Origin of the sequence: Photobacterium sp. Ph5 (genome assembly GCF_022129445.1) — a bacterium.
GTDB lineage: Bacteria > Pseudomonadota > Gammaproteobacteria > Enterobacterales > Vibrionaceae > Photobacterium.
Window position 1 is genome coordinate 107,749 of the sequence record NZ_JADQAQ010000002.1, and the last position, 23,634, is coordinate 131,382.

The following is a 23,634-nucleotide window of genomic DNA, read 5'->3' on the forward strand; positions in this document are numbered from 1 at the left end:
TATGCGCCAAACATAAAAATAATAGGCAACATAATTAATACGTTAATCTCGTAGGAAAAGTATGAAGATCGGATTTGTGCTCTATCATCGCGCCTTGATCACAGGAATATCACTGAGTGCTGAAATGCTTACCAGTGCTGCAAGTCTTCGTGATCGAAAAAGCCAAAAAGCTCACCCTTTTGAAATAAAGGTGATTGCTCCCAGTCTAATATCACCCAAATTAACTGCAGGAATCCGTATTCAACCTGATATTACATTTGATAATGATGACACGTTTGATGTCATTATATTACCGCCTATGTGGGGGAACCCATTAGCTTCACTCACCAAACACCCTGAAATTCCTCATTGGCTCATTAAACAATACCAAAACGGTGCTAAGATTATTGCAACCGGAACTGGAGTTGTTTGGCTTGCTGAGACTGGATTATTAAATGATCAAACTGCAACAACTCACTGGTATTTTTACCAGAAATTCTCTCAATTGTATCCAAAAGTAAAACTCAATAAGCAGGCATCAATAACCTCTGCTAATGGCCTTTATTGTACTGAAAGTATTAACTCTCAAACCGAAATGGTGTTGTATTTCATTACTAATAATTTTGGTCAAAAGATAGCTAAAACAATAGAGACACATTACGGACATGAGATCAGTAAATCCGATCATCAACCATTTTATGAAATTGGGGGGCAAGTACAATTTGATGAATCAATTGCTTTAGCGCAAGACTGGATCAGACTCAATATGAGTAAGTCGATCACTGCAAAAAGTATCGCAGAGCATTGTCAATTACCCTTACGCACTTTCAATCGTAAATTCAAAGATCAGGTAGGACTGGCTCCTCATCAATACCTTCAAAAGATGCGAATGACTACCGCAAAAGAACTCCTGCGCGATTTTGGAATGACAATCAATGATGTTTCAGAACAAGTGGGTTATAAAGATACCTATCATTTCTCGACCATCTTTAAAAAAGAATTCGATGTTACTCCAAATCAATACCGTAAAATGGTAAGAGCAAAAGCTTATAATGCCTAAACACATTTTAGGACGGGATAATAGACACAAAAATGTATGGTCCGCCTCGTTATTGCAAATGCAAATTTCGATAACGAGGTTGGTTTGCGCTAATGTATTCGGAGTTTAATTGAAGTTAACTTACTTAAACTTCATCTCCACGATAAGCTCCGCGCCAGATAATCCTTAAAAAGCCGAAAGTGTATAATCACTGTTTTTTGTGTCAGGTCCTTTATCTGGTGGTTTAACCGTTCTGTTATCTCTCTACACATGCAAATCTGATTAATTCATTTTTCTAAATGGCAATCCAGTTACCATTACTGACCAAGCGATCCTTGCTAACTTATTTGCTAAGGCTACAACTACAACGTTAAATGGTTTTCGTTTTAATAATTCTGTTATCCAATCCCAAAAAATAGCTTCAGCTATTTTTGGCCTTGAAATCAGGGCCCTCGCCCCGTGAATAAATAATGTCCTTAATGACTTATTCCCTCGTTTACTGATACCCAATAGTGTGGATTTTCCTCCTGTTGAATATTAACGAGGAACTAAACCCATCCATGCCGCTAGATGTCGTCCATTTTTAAAATCTTTTGGTGATGGTACTTCTGATAAACATGCACTCGCAATCATCGGTCCAATACCTGGGATAGTTTGTAATAATTCACCCATTTCTGATTCTTTCAAAACTGCTTTTATCTTTTTATCTTGCTCAGCAATCTTTTGATGTAAATATTGATAATGTTCATAAATAACAGCTAATTCTTGGAGCAAAAGCGGTGGTAAGGTGTAATTTTTATCGGCAAGCCACTGAAATAATTTCCCCATAGCCGCATGCCCACGAGGAAAAGTGATACCAAACTCAAGTAGTAGTGCACCAATGCGACACATCGTTGCTGTTTGTTCTTTAATAAACCCAGAACGGATACGTTGTACTGCAGATAAAATTTGGGATTCTTCAGTTTTGACACTAACAAAACGCATTGAAAGTCGAGTTGAAGCTTCAGCGATAGCATCTGCATCAATGTAGTCATTCTTATTAGTTTTTACATAGGGTTTAACGTATTGAGGAGGGATTAGTTTGGTGTTATGTCCGAACTGTTGGCATTTTCTTGCTAGCCAGTGAGATCCGGCACAAGATTCCATTGCCACAGTAGTTTTATCAAGTTGGAGCAATATTTTTAATAGTTGAGTACGGTTACATTTTTGCGATATACCTCACGGCCCGCATGATCGTGTCCAATTAAATGAAATGAAGTTTTGCCTAAATCAATACCAAGTACTTTAATTAACATGATGGTTCGCCTCCTAATACTCACAACTAAAGCCTAGCGGCTTTAGAGTGAGGCGGACCATCTAATTAAGCCGAGTTAATTAACTCGGCTTTTATTTAGCAATCTAATTTAATAAATAAATTATGCTTCTGTGCGAGGCTTACGATCTGTGCGAGGTGCACCATCGCGGTTGCCACGGTAACCACCACGTGTATCATTACCACGGTTACGGTCAAAACGACGTTCACCACCACGCTCACCACCACGATTACCTTCACGATTACCACGGTAGCCACCACGGTTGCCGTCACGATTACCATCACGGTTGCCGCTACGAGGACGATGTTCACGAAGAACTTCGCCTTCAACAACTACTGCTTTAACATCATTTTGGCGAATGCGTAGTTTCTTAAGCTGAGAAGCCACTTCTGCTGTCATCTTCTTAGGAAGTTGAACAAAAGTATGTGTTGGAGCAAGTTTGATTGCACCAATGAACTCTTTGCTTAGACCTAGTTCGTTCGCGATTGCACCAACGATATCTTTAACCTGAACACCTTGCTCACGACCAACTTGTAACTGGTAAGTATCCCAGTCAGCATTGTTGTATGAACGACGTTCACCGCGCTCACCACCGCGCTCACGACGGTCGCCACGCTCACCGCGGTCACGATCGTTACCACGACGCTCACGGCGTTGTGATTCACGTTCGATAGCAGCGATCATTGGGTCTGGACCTTTATAGAATAAAGGACGGTTACCTTGCTGACGCTGAAGAAGCATTGCTGCAAGTGTTGCTGCATCAACATCGATTGACTCTTGTAGTTTTTCTACAAGTTCAACAAACGCTTCTACACTTGTTTGTTCTTTTTGTGCTGCTAGCTCTTCACCTAAACGGTTTAAACGAGATGCAGCAACTAAATCACGTAGAGGAAGTTGAATTTCTTCCATGCGAGACTTAGTAACACGCTCGATAGTACGAAGCATACGGATTTGGTTTGTGCGAACTAATAGAATCGCTTTACCAGCACGTCCTGCACGACCTGTACGACCGATACGGTGAATATAAGATTCAACATCGAACGGAATATCGTAGTTAAATACGTGTGTAATACGTGGAACATCAAGACCACGTGCTACAACGTCAGTTGCAACTAGAATATCAATAACACCACGTTTGATGTGATCAACAGTACGCTCACGTAGCGACTGTGGGATATCACCGTGAAGTGCCGCAGCTTTAAAGCCACGAGATGATAACCAATCAGCTAGACGCTCAGTATCTTGACGAGTACGAACGAATACGATTGATGCATCTGTATCTTCAGTTTCAAGTAGACGACTCATTGCTTCGTCTTTCTCTACGCCTTTAACAACCCAGAACTGCTGCTCTACTTTAGAAACAGTACGGTTTTCACCAGCAACGTCAATGCGTGCAGGGTTACGTAGGAAACGATCAACGATTTCTTTAACGATTGGAGGCATAGTTGCAGAGAAAAGCACACGCTGTGCTGTTTCTGGTGCTTGTTCCATGATCCAAGTTACATCGTCAACGAAGCCCATCTTCAACATTTCATCAGCTTCATCAAGAACAAAAGTATGTACTTCGTCTAGTTGAAGTTGCTTACGTGAGATAAGGTCTTTAACACGACCAGGTGTACCAACAACGATGTGAGCACCGTTTTTAAGTGCACGCATTTGATCAACGATTGAAGCACCGCCGTAAATTTCAAGAACCTTTAGGCCTTTGATATTTTGACCAAGTACTTTAATTTCCGCAGCAACCTGAATTGCAAGCTCACGCGTTGGAGCCATAACAATTGCTTGTGGTTTGTGCTGAGATAAGTCAACTTTGTTTAGTACAGGCAGTGAGAATGCTGCTGTTTTACCAGTACCTGTCTGCGCTTTACCAAGGGCATCAGTACCAGTTAGTAGTAGAGGTATAGACGCTGCCTGAATCGGCGTTGGCGCTACAAAGCCCATGTTGTCTAGTGCAGATAGAAGTGTGTCGGCCAAGTCTAGTTGGCGAAATTCTGTTACAGTTTCTTGCATTGGGATCCCAATATATGAACGACTTAAAAACGGGGCCCCTTTGCTACATACGGGTTCTGCAACAGCAACCTCAAGCACGGGCCTCGACTAATAGGGGGCGTATTGTGAGGTAATACTTGATAAAAAGCCAGAAAAAATTGAGGAATGTCACAAAATAAGTCTCAAATTACTATTTCTTGAACAATTAGAACATCAGATAAACATAAATATTCATAAGGCAGTTATTATTTAACCTATCTTACTGTTAATACTTTAAATATACGGAGTAAAGTAACCAGAATAGTGAATCACCCTGCATTACTTGCCAATACTTTCTTATCTTATAAATAGATTTTCAAATACCTTCTCTTTACCTTTCTTTTTTAAAAAATGATTGATTTACAGCCTGCAACACAGATTAACTAAACAGTGAAAGAATAACGCATAAATAATTGATAATTAAATATTTAAATAGCCATCACAATTTAAGGATAAGAACATCTAATACTAATGAAAATAAAAAACATTATAAAGTTTGTGTTAACACCTATTTCTTCCCCCTGTGCTTTATTTTTATTAACTTAGCATTTCACCAAATACTCTTTTCCCTAAAATGTTTCAGTTGCAACATAAGATATGTTCCGTTTTATATGAAATCCTACTAATGAAATGCACATTTAACGAAAATATCTTGCTCAAATATTGGTTTTATCAACCCAAAAAAGTATAGTGTCAACGTCAATAATCTGAGACCAGGTATAATGTTTCAAGATAATCCGCTGTTAGCACAGCTTAAAAAGCAAATTCAAGAAACACTTCCTAAAAAGGAAGGTTATATCAAAGCAACTGATCGTGGCTTTGGCTTTCTAGAAACTGATAACAAAGAAAGCTTTTTTGTTCCGCCACTGTATATGAAAAATGTTATGCACGGTGATCGTGTTATGGCAGTTATTCGCACAGAAAAGGAACGTGAAGTAGCTGAACCACAAGAGCTAATTGAACAATCAATGACGCGCTTTATTGGTCGAGTAAAGCTAATTCGTGATCGTTTGCACGTTGTGCCTGATCATCCTCAGCTTAAAGATGCAATTAAAGCAAAAGCAGTTAAAGGATTGAATCCTGAAACGCTTAAAGAAGGTGATTGGGTTGTTGCAACACTAACTCGCCACCCTCTTGTAGATAATAACAAAACATTCTTCTGTGATATTACAGAGAAAATCACTGATAGTAATGACAAAATTGCACCGTGGTGGGTTACGTTAGCACGCCACGAACTACCCAATGCAGAGCCAGCACCACAAGAAAGCTGGACGATGCTAGATGAAACACTTGAACGCCAAGATCTCACTGATTTACCTTTTATTACCATTGATGGTGAATCAACTAAAGATATGGATGATGCCATCTACACAATTGCAAATGCTGATGGTAGTTTTGATATTACTATTGCGATAGCAGATCCAACCTCTTACATTGCTGTTGGCGATAAGATGGATGATGAAGCACGTGAGCGTGGTTTTACTATTTATTTACCGGGTCGCAATATCCCAATGCTTCCTCGTGAATTAAGTGATGAGCTTTGTTCATTAATTGAAAACGAGCAGCGCCCTACTCTCTGTTGCCGAGTAACTGTCGATAAAGATGGTGTTATCCAAGATAATATTACTTTCTTCGCAGCATGGATAAAATCGCAAGGCAGACTATCTTACGATAACGTTTCTGATTTCCTAGAAAATGGCAGTTGTGAAAATTGGATGCCAAACACTGAGATCGAACAACAAGTTCGTGCATTACAAGCGTTTGCTGACGCACGTACTAAATGGCGTAAAGAGAACGCTGTTGTATTTCCAGATCGTCCAGATTACCGTTTTGAATTAAGTGAAGATAACGATGTTGTAGCTATTCATACCGATGCGCGTCGTACAGCAAATCGTATGATTGAAGAAGCAATGATCACAGCTAATATTTGTGCTGGTCGTGCGCTTCAAGAAAAGTTCGGCACTGGTGTATTTAACGTTCATAGCGGCTTTAACCCTGAAAAGTTAGATACTGCAATGGAGTTTTTAACCAATGCTGAAGCACCTTTTGAAAAAGAGCAATTGCTTGAATTAAATGGGTTTAGTGCTTTACGTCGTTGGTTAAATACACTTAATAGCACTTATTTAGATAATCGCTTACGTAAATTCCAAGCGTACAGTGAAGTGGCAAATACACCTGCTCCTCACTACGCAATGGGCTTAGATGTTTACGCAACTTGGACATCGCCTATCCGTAAGTACGGCGATATGATTAACCACCGCTTATTAAAAGCGCTAATCACAGGTAATGAGCCAAGCCAAACCCCTGATGATAATGTTGGTGATGAAATAGCCTTACATCGTCGTCGCCACCGCATGGCAGAGCGTGATGTTTCAGATTGGCTATATGTTCGATTACTAAAAGACGCCGTTAAAAATGCGACCGTCTTTAATGCTGAAGTATTCGATATTAATCGTGCAGGTATGCGTGTGCGCCTATTAGAAAATGGCGCTGCCGCGTTTATTCCTAGCTCATTAATTCTAGATAATAAAGAACGTATTAGCTGTAGCGGTGAACTCGGTATTATTACCATTGATGGCGTGAAAGAATATCAATTGGGCGATACCTTTGAAGTAACACTTGCTGAGATACGAAGCGCAACTCGTCAACTTATTGCTAAACCAGTAAAACAATTCCCTGCGCCCGAAAAGCCAGAGAATACTGAATCTGCAATAGCTGAAGAAAATAAAGAAGAAGTTAAAGCGTAAATCTTCTGTTATCACTTCAAAAAGGTCAGCCTTTGCTGGCCTTTTTTATAACTAAAATTATTGGAAAGTCAGTCTATGAAGTCAACAATCGCCAAAAATGATCAAACGCTTAATGATATTGAGCAAAGTGTTCAGCAATGGCTCAATGATGTTGTGATTGGTTTAAACCTTTGCCCTTTTGCTGCTAAGCCTCAACGTAACAAACAAATTAAAATTCATGTAAGCAGTGACAAGACTGAAAACGACCTGCTTGAGTCTATTTATTTGCAGCTTAAAGAACTCGATGAAACACCACCCCAAGAGTTAGAAACGACACTTGTTGTCGCACCTTATTTACTTGAGGATTTCGACGATTACAATCAATTCCTTGATTTAGTCGAAGGGCTTGTCGTCCAACTGGGTAAAAGTGGTATATATCAAATCGCTAGTTTTCACCCAGATTATTGCTTTTATGGCACAGAGCCTGAGGATGCTGAAAATCTAACGAACCGCTCACCCTATCCTATTTTTCATTTGATCCGTGAAGAAAGTATGGAGAAGGTACTCAAGCATTACCCTGATCCTGAAGCTATCCCTGAACGAAATATTGACTGTGTTGAGAATTTAACACCAGTGCAAATTCAACAACTGTTCCCATACCTAGAAAAGAAATAGATAATTTAAGTTATTGATGTGTTAGCCGATATAGCTAAAATAGTCGCCACGGCTAACATATTCATGGAAGAGAATAAATACGATTAATTATTAGGCTCGTATTAGCTCATAAACAGACGTATTTATTTAAGGTTAATATTAATGCACCCTTTTTCACACTTTCGTTCAGCAGGTATGCGGTTAATGATCCCGCTAACGATAGCAATCTTAATGTTAATAGCATTACCTTTTTCCGCAGTATCATTGGCAAACTATCAAGATCTTCTTGTTAATATTCCCTATATTCTATTTGCAGTTGTTATTTTTCTAAGCCAACCGTTTAATCAAGGTAGAACCGGTTTTGTTGCACTAATAATGTTAGTTTCATATCTGATCATCATTCATTACCTTCAAACGCCTTTGACAAATGACAACGTCAAACTCATTTTTAGCTTACTTGCAAGCTTACTCCCCTTTAATCTTCTCCAAGTACATATCATGCCTGATAAGCGCTTATTTTCTCGTTTTGGTGCATTATTTGCTGTTTTTCTGCTATTACAAGTGGGATGGGCTGCTTTAGTGTATAAACACTTTTACGCTACGGATCTTACTTCATGGTGGGATACTTATCTTTTTTCTTATCGAAATGTATCACTCTTACCTCTTGTTTTACTGTTGTTAAATCTCGCATTAGTTTGTAGTAGCGCATCAACACTCTTAAAGCGTAACCATAGTTCAGATCAAACAGTCTTTATCTGTTTACTGTTTACTTTTGTAACCTTTATCTTTTTTCATTACCCATTCATTTCCAGTGTTGCATTTAGTATTGTCGCACTATTACTACTCATTAACATAATCAGCTGTAGTCATGAATTAGCTTTTATCGATCAACTTACAGAGATTCCGGGACGCCGTGCTTTAGACAACGAACTTAAACATTTGGGAAGAACCTATACCTTGGCAATGATTGATGTTGATCATTTTAAGAAATTTAATGATAAGTATGGTCATGATACTGGTGATGATGTGCTTAAATTAGTTGCTACTCTTATCAAAGATATTGATGGCGGTGGTAATGCCTACCGTTATGGTGGGGAAGAGTTCACAATTTTATTCAAAGGGAAAAGTATCCACGAATGTTTACCTTTTCTTGAAGAATTAAGAGAAAAAATTGAAAAATATAAAATGATTATTCGTGATCATGATAAGCGTCCCACCAGTAATCGAGCAGGATCTAAAGCCCGTGGACAAGATCAAACATCAAAATCAGTGAAAGTAACAGTCAGTATTGGCGTTGCAGAAAACTATTTAGAACAAGAACCAGAAGATGTTTTAAAACAAGCTGATAACGCATTATATCAAGCAAAAGAAGCGGGGAGAAATCGTGTGCAATACGCACAGTAACCAAAATTTTTATCTTCACGCTAGTAATATAAAAAATAAGCCCGATGTACACATCGGGCTTAATACGTCATGTACTTATATAACTAAAGAACAACCAATCCAGTATTGATAATCAGCGGCCAAACTTTATTCAATACTATTTTTGAAGAACATCCACAAACTCTTGATTCATTTATAGCCTCAGATTATTCACAATCTGCTTGTTTTTATCTTTATAAAACTATCAACAAATCAAACATATCACACAATATTTACAATTGACCACTTTATTTAACCAGGTAGCAGAATAGGTCGTTTACCGATGCAAAATGACTATTTTTATGAACATAATGCTTCTTTGATTCATTTTATTACTGAAAAAGTACAGGTTGTTAATCCATTGTTATATATTTTTAGTATAAAATTATAAGGTCAATCTCAATTGGCAATTATTCATCGTGGCATATGATAATGATATAGATGGAGGACTGAACATGAATAACCAAGATAGAATTGAAGATATCGAACAAAAAATATCTATTGCCTATCAAGAAGGTCATTTTGATCAGGCCAGGACCCTAGAGAAGCAATTAAAGAAAATGAGGGGGCACCATAATTTATATGACCAAAATGACCCTTACTCGCTAGAGGGACGTTTTTATTATGATGATCACGACTAAATAAGTAATCATTTAATATCAGGCGATGATTATTCATCGCCGTTTTTGTATTGCTTAATACAACTGCTCTTGCATGATATCACCAGTATAGAGATCCATTTCAATTTCAACACGATGACCATCTTTATTTAAGGCGTCGACTTCTATCTCATTATATTCTCGAACTACCTTAATTTTTCGAAAATCATAATAACCACCTTTTTCAAGAATTTTCATTGCCTTAGGGATGCTAATTACGTCTGAAGACTTTTCTATCGGATCGGCGTAACCTATTGACATAAAAAACAAACCCATAGTGCTGAGTGATAGCACAAATAGCTTAAATTTCATCTTTTTCATCCATCTGAGCTGCCGTATTTATCAATAGCCTGAAACAATTCAAGCTATTATTAACCAAAAAAATTAGATGTCGCTATCATCAACGACCCCATGTTATTTATATATAACTATTATCTCTTCCCTGCTTTTATTTCATTTAAGTGTAACGAATTAATCAATATTGAGACTCTCGATTTAGAGAATATGTAATAGAGTAAGGCAATGTTAATTTCCTTTATCTTAATCAACTATAACCAGTCTTACTTCCATTTGTACATATGTTACATTCTTACATCACTTCTATCTTATTCTTTATTAAAAAGATTTTTATGTATATCACAATGTAAAAAAACACCCATCAATTTCGTATACAATTGTTAGCATTAGGAAAGATTTGCTAGTACAAGCTTGCTCCTTATTCATTCAAGGGGTATAAATTAAAGCATATTTCATCGTTTAAAGAGCGTTATCAATGAAAAAGTTTGTTTTAGCGGCAGCCATTGCATCATCATTATTACTTGCTGGATGCAGTGATAAAGTTGACGAATCAACAATCAGTAATGTTGTACAATCAAGCCAATACGAGCAACCAAATCTTGGTATTACGGCTGACACAACTCCGTTTGAAGTTAAGAATCTAAAGATTGATAAAGTATTACTTGATACAAAAACTGATTACAAAGCAAAAGTAACTTACGATCTTGTTGCAACAAAGAGTCTTGATCAATTCAAAGAGTCAATGCGTAAAGTTGCAGAGCAACCAGCTAAAGAAAATAATGCCGCAGATCAAACCAAAAACGATTTAGGTTCAGCATTAACTAGCCTTAAGAACAACCTATCTTCAGAAGTTATGGTTGTAGCTTACGGAGCAAAATACGGCGATTTCAAAGCAGGTCAAGTTGTCGATACAATTTCAGAAGAAGTTGCACTGAAGAAAGTTAATGATCAATGGGTTAAAGATTAATTAGACCTATAATTTAAAACGCCTATTTTCAGCTTAAATGCTATGAATAGGCGTTTTTATTGCTTTTACAGTCTGTTACTTATCAATTGGAAATAACTTACCTTCAAATACGGTACCGTAAATTGGCAGATCTTTAAGTGTCTTAATATCCACTTTATATGGGTCTTGCTCTAGGATGGTAAAATTAGCTATTTTACCTGTTTTAATACTACCCAGAGTTTCTTCTTCACCCCACGAATAAGCCGCCTCAATCGTGATACCGCGCAGAGCTGCATCTCGCGATAATGCTAAATCAGGACGAATAACATTACCTTCATTCGTCATACGTGTTGCTGCACTCCATGCTAGTAATAATGGATCTGATGGCGCCATTGGTGCATCAGAGTGAAGTGATACTGGAATACCCTCTTTCTCAATCGTTGCCAAGCGAACCATTGAATGCGCACGCTCTTTACCTAAACCAACTTCACCAAACTTTTCACTAAAGCCAGTCACGTAATAAGGATTTACACTAATGATTGCGCCTAGTGATTTTAGCTTCTCGACTTGCTCATCTGTAGAGTTTGCAAAGTGGATAATGGTAAAACGATGATCTTCACGTGGATATTCAGCTTGTCGCTTTTCTAAAATCTTAATTAGCTTCTCAACGCCAAGATCACCATTTACATGTACCAAGATTTGATAATCATTTTCCCAGAAAATCTTGGTGATCGCTTCAACATCCTCAGGCGTTTGGATCCATTCACCATGGTGCCCATCAATATACCCATCTTTCATCTTCATCAACTGAGAGATGATCGCACCATCAAACAACAACTTAACTTGTTTATCAAAGAAACGAACCTTGCCTTCTTCTGGTAAAGTCGTTGTGATGCGTTCAACTTCCTTCAATACGCCTTCCTTACCTTTTGTGAAATATGGCGTTTTACTTTCTGGCGTAAAGAATGAATACATCGGCGTAGATTCACCACCAAGGATCTCAAGATATGTATCGATCATATAATCAGGGATAAATGCTCCAGGCTCATTGTAAGCTGTTACCCCTTTTTGATGTAGCATGGTCACCATCTGCTTTAATCCCGCAGAAAAGCGCTCTTTGTTACCTAATTCAGATGCAATTCGTGGTAATAAGTAAATTAATGCCCCGCCTTCTAAGAAGTGACCTTCATCTAGATTTGCCTGATCAGCAACCTCTTTACCTAACTTATCAATATCATCTTGATTAAGACCAAATTTTTTAATAAATGCAGAGTTCACATAAAACTCATGTGCTGAGCGATGCCACACACCAATTGGACGTGTGTTTGAAATTTTATCTAACTCTTGTCGTGAAAGTTCGCCATGAAAGAAATTGTTAAATCCCCATGTCCATAGCACTTCATTCGGATCTGTTAACGCTTTTTCTTGCGCCATCAAAGCTGCAATATAATCATCATGGTTCGTTACAGCAGGCCACGTTTTTGAAGGTAACTTCCACTCTTCTGGTGCAATAACCGGCATATTTAGTGTTAACGATGCTAAAAAAGGATGTAAGTGTTGCTCAATAAAACCAGGCATCAATACTTTATCGTCTAAATCCACTTTTTTTGAATTTGGATATTGTTTCAAAGCATCTTTTTCTAAGCCGACATAAACAATTTTACCATATTTACTTGTTACAACCGCTTCTGCTCTTGGTTGTGCTTTTTCCATAGTGATCACAGAGCCACCGTAGAAAATCGTTGTTTGAGGATCTTTATTTTCATTTGCATGAGCGCTAAATGATGTAGATGCTAGCAGTAGCATTAATAAGGAAGAAAGCGTTGAATATTTCATAAATCCCTTTATTTACAGTAATTATCTAGATATAACTTAAACAATCTAACCGTAATTACTATTTTTTCATTAAAAATAGATATATTAGTCACAAAAAAACACCACTCCCATCATCACTATATATATCAATACGTTAAGGAAATATTTGATAGATTTAATTTTTATAGTGAAATACCGTCTTTTTCTGTAGAGTATAATTATCATCAATACGCAATGGAGATGACATGATGAGCATGACAAGCGTAACAATCACAGTGCCAGCGCATTTAGTGCCTGGAGGTTTACCCATTCCTAATGTCAAAGCATTTGGCTTTAATGGCTTTGAGCGCAGCTTTGTTAATTCAGACAAAGACGACTTAACAACCTTTGCTTTTTTTGCACCTGTCGCTAGTTGTACCGAGAGTCAATTTAATAAAGAGCTCGAAAAGTACTTTTGGTATTTTTCAAAGGGAACGCCTTTTAACATGACAAAAGAGTTTGATGATCAGACTGCCAAACATCACCGCTGTAAGTACCTTCATGAACGACTCATTCAAGAAAGTATCGCTTAATCTTTTCTGCTCTCTCTCAATACTTTCCGTTTACATTTATCTGTCGTAATCATGAATTAGTAAAAATTACATGGTTACGACACAAAAATGTCATGCTAGCTCCCTACCCTCATCAGCAATTTATCGTGATAACAACTAGTAAGGAATGAGATTTGTCACTTAATCTTGAGCACAACATTCGCCCTTGTTTGGCCATTTTTGATCTTGATGAAACACTTATCGCAGCAGATTCAGCGAGCCTTTGGACAACATTTCTCGTTAATAACCAACTAGCTTCTTCATCGTTAAAGCAACAAGAAGCTGAAATGATGCAAGCTTACAAAAAAGGTAAGCTTGATATGGAGAGCTATATGCATAAAACATTAGCTCCTTTAGTAGGAAAAACGGAACAAGAAATATCTGCACTTGTGACACGTTTTATTGAAGAAGACATTTTACCTGCCGTTTATTCTGATGGAATTAAAAGAATTGAATGGCATAGAAAACGTGGTGATGAAATCATAATTATCTCGGCATCATCTGAACATCTCGTCAAACCAATTGCAAAGAAACTCGGCGTATCTCATTCTATTGCTATTAATTTAGAAACAATTAACGGTGTCTATACAGGGCAAACATCTGGTGTACTCAGCTATCGCGAAGGTAAAATTACGCGTCTTGAATCTTGGCTTGCAGAACAATCACAATATTTTCGTCACTATTACGGCTATAGTGACTCTATCAACGACTTACCTTTGCTTCAATTCGTTCAGAAACCTTTTGCAGTTAACCCTGATCCTACTCTATCGCTTCATGCTCAAATGAATGAGTGGACAATTATGGACTGGCGACACGATAACAATATCTTACGCTAACATACGGAAACGTATATTATTGTTGCACCAACAGCATACTTTTGATTTTATGCTGTTTTCACTTGTCCCTGTATTGATATTTTACATTGCAGCCCTCATTTACAGATAGTAACAATAATCGCCGATATATTTTGTGGCGAAGAGTAGATGTGTTACAACTTTCGTAATACATTATCTGTGCATTTTATTTAGATTTAAGCCTTGTATTAGTATATTCAGCTACGGTTCAAGTGAATAATGTGAATAATGCAGTTAACGAACTAACCTATAAAGCAAGGTTGATTCTTTTTGATTTCAGAGTCAGCTACGCAATTAAGCTATCCCTGCACATAGGGTATTGAGAAGGTAAAAACCATGACTCCACAAGAAAAAGATCTTATTCAAAGCGTTGCTACTAAGCTCAAACAAAGCCCAGAAAGCAAAAAAGATGCAGATGCTGAAAAATTCATTGCCGATGAAATAGCCTCTCAACCTGATGCTATTTACAAACTTACTCAAGCAGTTCTTGTACAAGAAATGGCACTAAAACAGCTTAAAGAAAAGAACGACTACTTAGAAAAAAATGCTGAGTACTATAAAGAAGAATCAAACCGTGGTTCATTAAGCCGTATGTTTGGTGGTTCTCGCCCTGCTCCTCAACCACCACAACCACCTGTTCGCCAACCAAGTGCATTTGGTGGATTTATGCAAACAGCGGCAGGTGTTGCTGCAGGTATGGTTGCAGGTAGCGTAATTAGTAACATGCTATTTGATCACGATCAGCCAGCAGATACAGCAGCGGCAGATCCAGCGCCAGCAGCAGATGCAACTGATACAACCCAAGATGCGGCACCTGATACAGCATCTGCAGATCAGGCTGTACCAGAAGCGGATGTTGCAAACCCAGCGTTTGATGACCAAGGTGGTAGCAGCTTCTTAGACGACACAGCTAATAACTTTAGCTCTGATTACACCGGTGGATTTGGTAACTCAGGCTTTGATGATAACCAAGGATTTGGCGATTCTGGTTTTGGCGGTGATGACAGCGGCTTTGGTGACGACGATACATTCGCTAACAATGGTTTTGGTGGTGGCGACGACAGTGGCTTTGGTGACTTCGACGACGACCTATAATCGATTACTAAAACAAAAAAAGAGCGCATCAGCGCTCTTTTTTTATCTCTCTAAGATCAGCTATTCTACACTAGAAATTTCGGTTGCTTCTGAATTATCCATTAAAGCACGATAAGCCGTAGCTTCAACTGCTGCAATAATAAATGGAATTGCAATAACAATAACACCCCAAATAAACACATAAATAAATTTAAGGCTCATCGCAAAGTTAGGGTTAGCAAATAATAAGAAAATAGGTAAACCGATAAACAACATATACAACGCTACTGGCAAAAGTCCTGCTATCACAAAGGCATACAATCTTTTATGCTTAGTCAGCTCGAGAGCATCTTTAAATGACGCTTTTTTACCTGCAGCAATAGCAGGTAAAACAAATGATAGAAGAGAAAAAATCACCCATCCAGCGCAACCTAAAAGCAGCAATAAAGTATATAAAATCCCGCTATTTACCCATTCATAATCTATTTGAAAAACAGCCCATATAGCATTTAGCAATCCAAATAATAAGAATAAATAAGCCGTATAGTGACGTTGATGTGCATCAAAACTGATACCTTTCCAATTAGAAAAACGAGTATCATCTGTACCATGACTGTCTAATATTTGCTGTGTTCGTAGACAGATAATGGAAGATACTAAGAAAATAGCTATATTGAGTACAAAAACTATAACTTCCTCATATAACTCACTACCGGCCATTGAAACTTTTAACGAACGTAATAAATACGTCACTATGAATGGAATAAGTAACGCCTTTACTAACCGTATTTTATTTGAAAATACAGTTTGTGCTGACTGGTGAAGTGTTTCTAAAATCATGTAATATCCTTTCAATCATCGTCATGGCGATAAACTAATACAGGCTAATTTAAGGTCTCAACTTTTACTTTAAGCACACCAGATGCTGTATTTCCGATCGCGCTAAAAGCTGAGCGAGATAAATCAATCACTCGCCCTTTGGTAAATGGGCCTCGATCATTAACAGTCACAACAACACTTTTACTATTAGCTAAATTAGTTACTTTAACTTGCGTACCAAAAGGTAGTGTTCGATGCGCTGCTGTGGGTTTATTTTGATCAAAACGCTGTCCACTGGCTGTTTTACGTCCTTGATATTTATTGGCGTAATATGACGCTTTACCGTATTCACCGTGATGCTGATGGCTAAAAACAGGTCGTGTTTTTGTTAATTCCTCATTACCTGAATTTACACACCCTCCTGCCGTTAATAAACAAGCCAGTAATAAAATATATTGTCGAGTAGCCATTTTCGGTAAAAACATCGTAATCCTTATAGATAACCATCAGAGCAATTAAACGCTATCATATAACTATTTGATCTTCAGTATGTAAAGGTTATGTAAAAGTTATAACCTACAGATATACAAGCGCCAAATTTAATCTTCTGTTCATTATGTATTATTCATCCTATCTTTTTACTTCTGAGTACACGTCATTTCACAGTACTCACAATGAAAAGCTAGTGTTAAACTAATTACCTATTTTATTTAGTCGTTAAAGGCCATGTGATGAACCCTATTATTGCCCTGCTAAAAGAGAACAATATCAGCGATACTCAAATCAATGAGATTTTTCAGACATTGACGCAGAACCCTCTTGCAGCAATGACAACAATTAGTCAGCTCGGCTTACCACAAGATAAGCTGCAACAATTGATGGCGCAGGTAATGCAGAATCCAGCGTTAATCAAAGAAGCAGTAGAAGAACTTGGTTTAGACTTTTCAAAAGTCGAAGAAGCAAAAGCACAATTGAATAAATAACTGTGCGTTAACTTCTAGATCAAAAATGCCGTTAGTAGTTTTCCTACTAACGGCATTTTTATATTTAGACAAAAACGTACTGCAATAACGATAGGCTCACTAACCTATATAAAGCCATAATTCGTTATTGTCCCAACGGGTTTTCCATGTACAAAGGGTATGCTCAGGCACTTCTAAGCACTTTCCTGTAGCCAGATCGTAATGTTGTTTCAATAATGGTGAGGCGACACATAACACACCATCTTGATCGCCAACAATACCGCGACTCATAACATAAGCTTTTGCAATAGGATCCCAATTATCAACGGCATAGACCACGTTATTTTGTTTAGGCAAGTAATACAGTGCAATTTGTTGTTGATTCACTAAGGCGGCAATACCAGAGTTAGGAACTAAATCATCTTTATGGCAGATCTTAACCCAACGAAGATCTGATTTTATTGATTGAGGTATTTCCATCACATCACTCATAATTCCTCCTTAATAGGGATACGCTGACCTCTAATACGTTGATATGGTAAAGAGATCTCTTCATCTTTGAGATTGACAAACTGACGAAAGCGGTTCAGTTTTTGCTCTGATGATAAGGTTGTTTTCCATTCACATTGATAACTATTAATAACATGTTCCATTTGCTGTTCTAATGAGGTGTTGATGGCAAGTTTATCTTCAATAACCACTTGTTTGAGATAATCGAGCCCACCTTCTAAACTTTCTAGCCACACTGATGTTCGTTGTAGACGATCAGCTGTTTTTACATAAAACATTAAAATTCTATCGATATAAGCAATCAAGGTGGGTTTATCTAAATCAACAGCAAATAGATCACCATGACGTGGACGCATACCACCATTACCGCCAACATAGAGGTTCCAGCCCTGCTCTGTTGCAATAATGCCAATATCTTTACTTTGTGCTTCTGCGCATTCTCGGGTACAACCTGAGACAGCAAATTTCAATTTGTGCGGTGAGCGTAACCCTTTATAACGATTTTCTAATTCAATCGAGAGTGCCATTGAATCATCAACCCCATAGCGGCACCACGTCGAACCCACGCAAGATTTAACGGTTCGTAATGATTTACCATAAGCATGACCCGTTTCAAATCCCGCCTCAATCAACTCAGCCCAAATATCTGGCAGTTGTGATAACTGGGCACCAAACAAATCAACCCGTTGTCCACCTGTGATTTTGGTATATAAATCGTATTTTTTAGCAACTGCACCAAGGGTGATTAATTTATCGGGCGTAATTTCACCACCGGGGACACGAGGCACAACTGAATAGCTGCCATCCTTTTGAATATTTGCGAGAAAAGCATCATTAGAATCTTGCAGTGGTTGATAAGGTGATTCGAGAACATGCTCATTCCATAATGAAGCAAAAATTGATGCTGCTGTTGGCTTACAAATATCACAACCTAACCCTTTTCCATGAGTAGAGAGTAAGGTTTCAAAATCTTGAATTTTTTCCACTTGGCATAAATGAAAAAGCTCTTGGCGAGTATAAGAAAAGTGCTGGCAAACATGGTTGTTTACTTCCATTCCCATGCTCGCTAATTGTTCATCAACAATTTGTTTAACCATGGAGCTACAGCCGCCACAACCTGTACCCGCTTTCGTCACTTGTTTAATTTCACCGAGTTCATGACACCCCTGCTGTACTTGGCTGATTAATGCGCCTCGAGTAACGTTATGACATGAACAAACCACACTATTTTCATCAGTGGATGGCGCTAACATTGAGGTATCAAATAACAGTTGTGCAGGGTGCTCGGTTAATATTGTCTGATTTAAATAACATTGTAATAAGGCGTCATAATCGCTGCTATCACCCACTAAAATAGCGCCTAGAATTTTCGTGCTGTCAGCATTCACAACTAACTTCTTATAACGTCCACCAGCACTGTCTTGCAATACAACTTCCTTCGCTCCTTCAGTGCGCATCTGTGCATCACCGATAGAAGCCACTTCAACGCCTAATAGTTTCAATTTGGTGCTCATATCCGCACCAACAAACTTAGCTTCTGTATCGCTAACTAATTGCGAAGCAACAGTACGCGCCATGCTATAACCAGGTGCAACGAGGCCAAAAATTCGAGCTTGCCATAACGCACATTCACCAATCGCGTAAATATTTGCATCACTGGTTAAGCAGGTATCGTCAATCACAATACCGCCACGTTCGCCAATCTCTAATTCACATTGGCGAGCAAGGGTGTCTTGAGGTCTAATCCCTGCAGAAAAAACAATCACATCGACATCTAATGGCGTGTCATTTTCAAACCATAAACGATGAGTCGCGGTTTCCCCATCAGTGATTTTTTCTGTACGCATATCTGTGTGGATATGAACGCCTAATTCAGTGATTTTCTTTGCCAGTAAATCACCCGCTAAATCATCTAACTGAACAGGCATTAATCGAGGAGCAAACTCAACGACATGGGTTTCTAAACCTAATAAACGTAAGGCATTTGCCGCTTCAAGCCCAAGTAACCCACCGCCAATAACAGCGCCAGTTTTGGCTTGTGAACAGGCATTCTTTATCGCCGCAAGATCATCAACAGTGCGATAAACAAAGCAATTCTGACGATCGTTGCCTTTAATCGGCGGAACAAATGGTGTTGATCCCGTCGCTAACACTAATTTGTCATAATCTAAGCAAATCAGCTCAGAGGTAACCACATCACGAATATTAACCGTTTGCTGCGCGCGATTGATCTCAACAACTTGTTGCCCTAACCGTAAGTCTATACCTTGGTTTTGATACCACGACACATCACCCAACATAAGATCTTGTTGAGATTTATCAGCAAACATCGCTGATAATTGCACCCGATCGTAAGCCGCTACCGACTCTTCACCAATAACCGTAATGCAATAGTGCGCTAAACCGCCTTTATCGACTAATTGATCAATAAAGTGGTGCCCCACCATGCCATTACCAATCACAATAAGATGTTGTTTATCCATTCCGTTGTTCATATTGCCTCCTTACGCGACTTCTTGCGTTCTTGGCTGAGTCATTGGCTTAACTTTGCAGTGCTTCTCATATAAAAATTGTAAAACTTGCTGACGTAGATATTGATACCGTTCATTATTTGCGAGAGAAACACGATTTCTAGGACGAGGTAGATCAACCTCTAATACTTGACCGATTGTGGCTGCAGGACCATTTGACATCATCACAATACGATCAGATAACAGCACAGCTTCATCCACATCGTGGGTGATCATAATAATGGTATTATTAAGCTCAGCTTGAATTGCCATTAAGGCATCTTGCAGGTGTGCTCTTGTCAGTGCATCTAAAGCACCAAATGGCTCATCCATCAGTAAAACATTGGGCTGCATTGCTAAAGCACGAGCAATCCCTACCCGCTGCTTCATACCACCAGAAATTTCATCAGGCTTTTTGTCACTAGCATGGGTCATTTGCACCAACTCTAAATAGTGCATCACCTGCTGATTAAGTAAGGTCTTACTCACTTTTTGTTTTTGATGTATCGCGACTTGTTTAAGCGCTAACTCAACATTTTGATAGACCGTTAACCACGGTAATAAAGCATGATGCTGAAAGACTACAGCCCTATCAGGCCCAGGCCCTGCAACTTCTTTATTACTGACAATAACCCCACCATCGGTTGGCATCTGAAGTCCTGCGATTAAATCAAGTACTGTCGATTTACCACAGCCAGAATGTCCAATTAAGGAAATAAACTCTCCTTTATTGACGGTTAGATTAACGTCTTTCAAAGCAACAAATTCGCCCATTGCGACAGGGTAACGCATCCCTAATTGAGTTAACTCAAGTAATGGTTTTTGCATCTTACTTCTCCTTTTTCGCCTTATCGCAACACTTGCTGCTTATCCCATGACACACGCTTTTGGATCATGAGCATTAATCGATCGAGCATTAAGCCAATAAAACCAATCATCACCACTGCAACCATAATTCGGCTTAATGATGCTGAACTGCCATTTTGAAATTCGTCCCATACAAACTTTCCTAACCCCGGATTTTGCGCAAGCATTTCTGCGGCAATAAGCACCATCCATGCAATACCAATTGATAATCTTAAGCCGGTAAAAATCATAGGAATTGCAGAGGGTAAAACAATTGTTCGGATATGCTGCCAATAAGATAAACGCAATACTCGACTCACATTGACTAAGTCTTTATCAACATTCGTTACGCCAACGGCCGTATTGATTAAGGTTGGCCATAAACTGCATAAGGTGACGGTAAGCATTGAATTAAGAAAGGATTTTGCGACTAACGGATCTTTCGTTACATAACTTGCGCTTACCACCATGGTCACTAACGGCAACCATGCCAATGGTGATACGGGTTTTAACAATTGAATAATGGGGTTAAACGCCATGTATAACTTGTGATTGAGTCCAAGAACTAACCCCAATGGGATCGCTATAACGGATGCTAAAATAAAGCCACAAGCAACGGTCACTAGACTGGTGACTATTTGATCGAAAAATGTCGCTTTACCCGTGTAAGCACGCACTTTAATATTGGCATCAGGATCAGCGGCTAATTTTTTAGCATTACGTACTTCCTGACGCTCATAGAAAGCCTGTTCTTTTTCTCCCTCTTGCAGGTGATCTTCAACCAGTAACACAAATTGTTCAGCGGTTTGAACCGGTCCCGGTAATGAACCTAATGACGTTTTCACTTGTAATGCTGAAAAGTGCCAAACCACAACAAAAAACAAGACGCCTAATACTGGTAGTAACCATTCGGATGAGCGTTTTAACATGACTTTTTGCTCGGGTAATTGTTTAAGAAAACTAATCGTTGCTGACATGATCTCTCCTTAGATCTGCTGATCGCCTTTTAAGCCAATCGAAAATTGCTCGAGATACGCATTCGGGCTACGTCCGTCATAGGTAATATTGTCAATGAAATGATTATGTGGAGGGCGGAAACCCGTTTCATTATCGGCGTCTGAAAAATCTGATTGCTTCATCAGGCCATCTGAAATCAGCGCATTCACTGCTAATCGATAAATATCAGGACGATAAACTTGTTTGGCGATATCGATATACCAGCTATCCGGTTTTGCTTGTGGTATTTGTCCCCAGCGACGCATTTGGGTTAATGACCAAACAGCATCACTGTAATAAGGGTAAGTCGCGTTATAACGAAAGAACACATTGAAATCAGGTGCTGGTCTAATATCACCAGCTTCATATTCAAAGCTCCCTGTCATGCTATTTGCTATCACCTTTTCATCTGCCCCTACATACTCACTACGAGCAAGTATCTTTGAAGCCTCAGCGCGATTCTCATTACCATTATGATCAAGCCACGCCGCCGCACGAATTAAGGCTTTAACTAATCGAATATGCGTATTAGGGTTTTCTTTCGCCCATGATTCCGTCACACCAAAGACTTTCTCTGGGTTATTCTTCCAAATATCATTATCTGCAATGATCGGTACCCCAATTTTTTTCGCTACCGCTTGTTGGTTCCAAGGTTCACCAACGCTATATCCTTGAATTGTTCCTGCTTCCATAGTGGCTGGCATTTGCGGTGGTGGCGTGACATTAAGTAAGATTTCAGCTTCACGTTGCCCACTGTTATCGCCTTTTTCAGGGGCATAAAACCCAGGATTGATCCCAGCGGCTGCTAACCAATAACGTAATTCGTAGTTATGGGTTGATACAGGGAAAACCATACCCATTTGAAATGGCTTCCCGGTATCTTTGTAATGTTCCAGTACAGGCTTTAACGCTTCAGCTTTAATCGGATGGATAACTTTTCCATTCTCATCAACCGGTAATTGTGGCTTAATTTGTTGCCATACTTCATTGGAAACAGTGATCGCGTTACCATTTAGATCCATGCTAAATGCGGTAATAATGGGGGCTTTGGTACCAATACCGATTGTTGCACCAAGTGGTTGACCGGCCAGCATATGCGCGCCATCTAACTCTCCATCAATCACGCGATCCAGTAGCACCTTCCAATTCGCTTGGGCTTCTAAAGAGACATACAAGCCTTCGTCTTCGAAATAGCCCTTCTCATAAGCAATAGCCAGCGGTGCCATATCCGTAAGTTTAATAAAACCTAGTTTTAGTTCTTCTTTCTCAGGCTCTCCTAACACCAACGGCGATGCATTGACCGTTAACGCCCCAAACAGCAAAGCAGATAAACTGACGCCGTACGATTTTTTGATGAGCTGCATGAGTCCTTTTATAGCCATAATATTTCCTACCCAACTAAAAAAATAAAAGCCACTGTTTCGGTTAAGAAACAGTGGCTTCGGTGCCATCCCAAGTACCTTCATGGTAGCTATGGATTTAATCGCTCTCGTCGGTTATTTAAGTGCGACCAAAAATTTTTTTGTGTAAGTGATACAGTTGCACAACTTACACATTAGTTAATCCATCATTTATGCCAATTTTTTTTAAATCGT

At 38.8% G+C, this 23,634-nt stretch carries 20 protein-coding genes and 1 pseudogene; 10 read left to right on the plus strand and 11 right to left on the minus strand.

The genetic code is table 11. From position 1 onward, the window contains the following. Window positions 1-61 precede the first annotated feature (61 nt). The gene (locus I3259_RS01445) at window positions 62-1,039 is read left to right on the plus strand and encodes a helix-turn-helix domain-containing protein (protein WP_238027986.1); all 978 of its coding nucleotides are present in this window, start codon (window positions 62-64) and stop codon (window positions 1,037-1,039) included. Window positions 1,040-1,300: 261 nt separating this feature from the next. On the opposite strand, the pseudogene I3259_RS01450 reads toward I3259_RS01445, so the two are convergent. Both I3259_RS01450 and I3259_RS01455 read right to left on the minus strand, forming a co-directional pair. Beyond that, window positions 1,301-2,316: pseudogene (locus I3259_RS01450) on the minus strand (IS110 family transposase). Between the two features lie 117 nt (window positions 2,317-2,433). Further along, a complete protein-coding gene (locus I3259_RS01455) occupies window positions 2,434-4,341 on the minus strand; it encodes a DEAD/DEAH box helicase (protein ID WP_238028038.1) in 1,908 nt (635 codons plus the stop codon). 740 nt (window positions 4,342-5,081) lie between these two features. Between I3259_RS01455 and I3259_RS01460 the strand changes: the two genes are divergently transcribed. From I3259_RS01460 to I3259_RS01475, 4 genes are all read left to right on the plus strand, one after another. Continuing rightward, window positions 5,082-7,106 carry an exoribonuclease II gene (locus I3259_RS01460; protein ID WP_238027987.1) on the plus strand — a complete coding sequence of 675 codons (2,025 nt, stop codon included), beginning with the start codon at window positions 5,082-5,084 and terminating at the stop codon, window positions 7,104-7,106. A 75-nt stretch (window positions 7,107-7,181) separates the two neighbouring features. Beyond that, window positions 7,182-7,760: a DUF1415 domain-containing protein gene (locus I3259_RS01465; RefSeq protein ID WP_238027988.1), complete on the plus strand. Its 579-nt coding sequence runs from the start codon at window positions 7,182-7,184 to the stop codon at window positions 7,758-7,760. 141 nt (window positions 7,761-7,901) lie between these two features. Then, window positions 7,902-9,143 carry a GGDEF domain-containing protein gene (locus I3259_RS01470; RefSeq protein WP_238027989.1) on the plus strand — a complete coding sequence of 414 codons (1,242 nt, stop codon included), beginning with the start codon at window positions 7,902-7,904 and terminating at the stop codon, window positions 9,141-9,143. Between the two features lie 473 nt (window positions 9,144-9,616). Further along, window positions 9,617-9,802 carry a hypothetical protein gene (locus I3259_RS01475; RefSeq protein ID WP_238027990.1) on the plus strand — a complete coding sequence of 62 codons (186 nt, stop codon included), beginning with the start codon at window positions 9,617-9,619 and terminating at the stop codon, window positions 9,800-9,802. Window positions 9,803-9,856: 54 nt separating this feature from the next. Here I3259_RS01475 and I3259_RS01480 read toward each other — a convergent pair whose 3' ends face one another. Next, entirely contained in the window at window positions 9,857-10,081 is a 225-nt protein-coding gene (locus tag I3259_RS01480; protein WP_238027991.1) for a PepSY domain-containing protein, read from the minus strand. 511 nt (window positions 10,082-10,592) lie between these two features. On the opposite strand from I3259_RS01480, the gene I3259_RS01485 reads away from it, so the two are divergent. Next, on the plus strand, window positions 10,593-11,084 hold the full coding sequence (locus I3259_RS01485) for a hypothetical protein (RefSeq protein ID WP_238027992.1): 492 nt from the start codon (window positions 10,593-10,595) through the stop codon (window positions 11,082-11,084). Window positions 11,085-11,159: 75 nt separating this feature from the next. Here I3259_RS01485 and I3259_RS01490 read toward each other — a convergent pair whose 3' ends face one another. Further along, window positions 11,160-12,899: an amidohydrolase gene (locus I3259_RS01490; protein ID WP_238027993.1), complete on the minus strand. Its 1,740-nt coding sequence runs from the start codon at window positions 12,897-12,899 to the stop codon at window positions 11,160-11,162. A 224-nt stretch (window positions 12,900-13,123) separates the two neighbouring features. On the opposite strand from I3259_RS01490, the gene I3259_RS01495 reads away from it, so the two are divergent. The 3 genes from I3259_RS01495 to I3259_RS01505 all read left to right on the plus strand — a co-directional run bounded on the left by I3259_RS01495 (window position 13,124) and on the right by I3259_RS01505 (window position 15,417). After that, window positions 13,124-13,450 (plus strand): hypothetical protein, encoded by a 327-nt coding sequence (locus tag I3259_RS01495; protein ID WP_238027994.1) that lies wholly within the window; start codon window positions 13,124-13,126, stop codon window positions 13,448-13,450. Between the two features lie 152 nt (window positions 13,451-13,602). Continuing rightward, a complete protein-coding gene (locus I3259_RS01500; protein ID WP_238027995.1) occupies window positions 13,603-14,304 on the plus strand; it encodes an HAD family hydrolase in 702 nt (233 codons plus the stop codon). 354 nt (window positions 14,305-14,658) lie between these two features. Next, window positions 14,659-15,417 (plus strand): DUF2076 family protein, encoded by a 759-nt coding sequence (locus I3259_RS01505; RefSeq protein ID WP_238027996.1) that lies wholly within the window; start codon window positions 14,659-14,661, stop codon window positions 15,415-15,417. A 60-nt stretch (window positions 15,418-15,477) separates the two neighbouring features. On the opposite strand, the gene I3259_RS01510 is transcribed toward I3259_RS01505, so the two are convergent. Continuing rightward, window positions 15,478-16,236 carry a hypothetical protein gene (locus I3259_RS01510; protein ID WP_238027997.1) on the minus strand — a complete coding sequence of 253 codons (759 nt, stop codon included), beginning with the start codon at window positions 16,234-16,236 and terminating at the stop codon, window positions 15,478-15,480. A gap of 44 nt (window positions 16,237-16,280) precedes the next feature. Continuing rightward, entirely contained in the window at window positions 16,281-16,700 is a 420-nt protein-coding gene (locus I3259_RS01515) for a septal ring lytic transglycosylase RlpA family protein (RefSeq protein WP_238027998.1), read from the minus strand. A gap of 246 nt (window positions 16,701-16,946) precedes the next feature. Between I3259_RS01515 and I3259_RS01520 the strand changes: the two genes are divergently transcribed. Further along, a complete protein-coding gene (locus I3259_RS01520) occupies window positions 16,947-17,198 on the plus strand; it encodes a DUF2999 family protein (protein ID WP_238027999.1) in 252 nt (83 codons plus the stop codon). 99 nt (window positions 17,199-17,297) lie between these two features. Here I3259_RS01520 and nirD read toward each other — a convergent pair whose 3' ends face one another. The 5 genes from nirD to I3259_RS01545 are packed head-to-tail and all read right to left on the minus strand — an operon-like array spanning window position 17,298 to window position 23,490. Beyond that, window positions 17,298-17,669, minus strand: a complete 372-nt coding sequence (nirD, locus tag I3259_RS01525) for a nitrite reductase small subunit NirD (RefSeq protein ID WP_238028000.1) — start codon at window positions 17,667-17,669, stop codon at window positions 17,298-17,300. After that, on the minus strand, window positions 17,666-20,182 hold the full coding sequence (gene nirB, locus I3259_RS01530; RefSeq protein ID WP_238028001.1) for a nitrite reductase large subunit NirB: 2,517 nt from the start codon (window positions 20,180-20,182) through the stop codon (window positions 17,666-17,668). Before nirB ends, nirD begins: the two co-directional genes overlap by 4 nt. Window positions 20,183-20,191: 9 nt before the next feature. Next, window positions 20,192-21,025 carry an ABC transporter ATP-binding protein gene (locus I3259_RS01535; RefSeq protein WP_238028002.1) on the minus strand — a complete coding sequence of 278 codons (834 nt, stop codon included), beginning with the start codon at window positions 21,023-21,025 and terminating at the stop codon, window positions 20,192-20,194. A gap of 20 nt (window positions 21,026-21,045) precedes the next feature. After that, the gene (locus tag I3259_RS01540) at window positions 21,046-22,020 is read right to left on the minus strand and encodes an ABC transporter permease (protein ID WP_238028003.1); all 975 of its coding nucleotides are present in this window, start codon (window positions 22,018-22,020) and stop codon (window positions 21,046-21,048) included. Between the two features lie 9 nt (window positions 22,021-22,029). Further along, on the minus strand, window positions 22,030-23,490 hold the full coding sequence (locus tag I3259_RS01545; protein ID WP_238028004.1) for a CmpA/NrtA family ABC transporter substrate-binding protein: 1,461 nt from the start codon (window positions 23,488-23,490) through the stop codon (window positions 22,030-22,032). Window positions 23,491-23,634: the final 144 nt, after the last annotated feature.

Bases quoted from the DNA above. Each gene is read 5' to 3' on its own strand.
- I3259_RS01445 (WP_238027986.1), top strand. From the start codon at position 62: ATGAAGATCGGATTTGTGCTCTATCATCGCGCCTTGATCACAGGAATA.
- I3259_RS01455 (WP_238028038.1), bottom strand. From the start codon at position 4,341: ATGCAAGAAACTGTAACAGAATTTCGCCAACTAGACTTGGCCGACACA.
- I3259_RS01460 (WP_238027987.1), top strand. From the start codon at position 5,082: ATGTTTCAAGATAATCCGCTGTTAGCACAGCTTAAAAAGCAAATTCAA.
- I3259_RS01465 (WP_238027988.1), top strand. From the start codon at position 7,182: ATGAAGTCAACAATCGCCAAAAATGATCAAACGCTTAATGATATTGAG.
- I3259_RS01470 (WP_238027989.1), top strand. From the start codon at position 7,902: ATGCACCCTTTTTCACACTTTCGTTCAGCAGGTATGCGGTTAATGATC.
- I3259_RS01475 (WP_238027990.1), top strand. From the start codon at position 9,617: ATGAATAACCAAGATAGAATTGAAGATATCGAACAAAAAATATCTATT.
- I3259_RS01480 (WP_238027991.1), bottom strand. From the start codon at position 10,081: ATGTCAATAGGTTACGCCGATCCGATAGAAAAGTCTTCAGACGTAATT.
- I3259_RS01485 (WP_238027992.1), top strand. From the start codon at position 10,593: ATGAAAAAGTTTGTTTTAGCGGCAGCCATTGCATCATCATTATTACTT.
- I3259_RS01490 (WP_238027993.1), bottom strand. From the start codon at position 12,899: ATGAAATATTCAACGCTTTCTTCCTTATTAATGCTACTGCTAGCATCT.
- I3259_RS01495 (WP_238027994.1), top strand. From the start codon at position 13,124: ATGATGAGCATGACAAGCGTAACAATCACAGTGCCAGCGCATTTAGTG.
- I3259_RS01505 (WP_238027996.1), top strand. From the start codon at position 14,659: ATGACTCCACAAGAAAAAGATCTTATTCAAAGCGTTGCTACTAAGCTC.
- I3259_RS01510 (WP_238027997.1), bottom strand. From the start codon at position 16,236: ATGATTTTAGAAACACTTCACCAGTCAGCACAAACTGTATTTTCAAAT.
- I3259_RS01515 (WP_238027998.1), bottom strand. From the start codon at position 16,700: ATGTTTTTACCGAAAATGGCTACTCGACAATATATTTTATTACTGGCT.
- I3259_RS01520 (WP_238027999.1), top strand. From the start codon at position 16,947: ATGAACCCTATTATTGCCCTGCTAAAAGAGAACAATATCAGCGATACT.
- nirD (WP_238028000.1), bottom strand. From the start codon at position 17,669: ATGAGTGATGTGATGGAAATACCTCAATCAATAAAATCAGATCTTCGT.
- nirB (WP_238028001.1), bottom strand. From the start codon at position 20,182: ATGAACAACGGAATGGATAAACAACATCTTATTGTGATTGGTAATGGC.
- I3259_RS01535 (WP_238028002.1), bottom strand. From the start codon at position 21,025: ATGCAAAAACCATTACTTGAGTTAACTCAATTAGGGATGCGTTACCCT.
- I3259_RS01540 (WP_238028003.1), bottom strand. From the start codon at position 22,020: ATGTCAGCAACGATTAGTTTTCTTAAACAATTACCCGAGCAAAAAGTC.
- I3259_RS01545 (WP_238028004.1), bottom strand. From the start codon at position 23,490: ATGGCACCGAAGCCACTGTTTCTTAACCGAAACAGTGGCTTTTATTTT.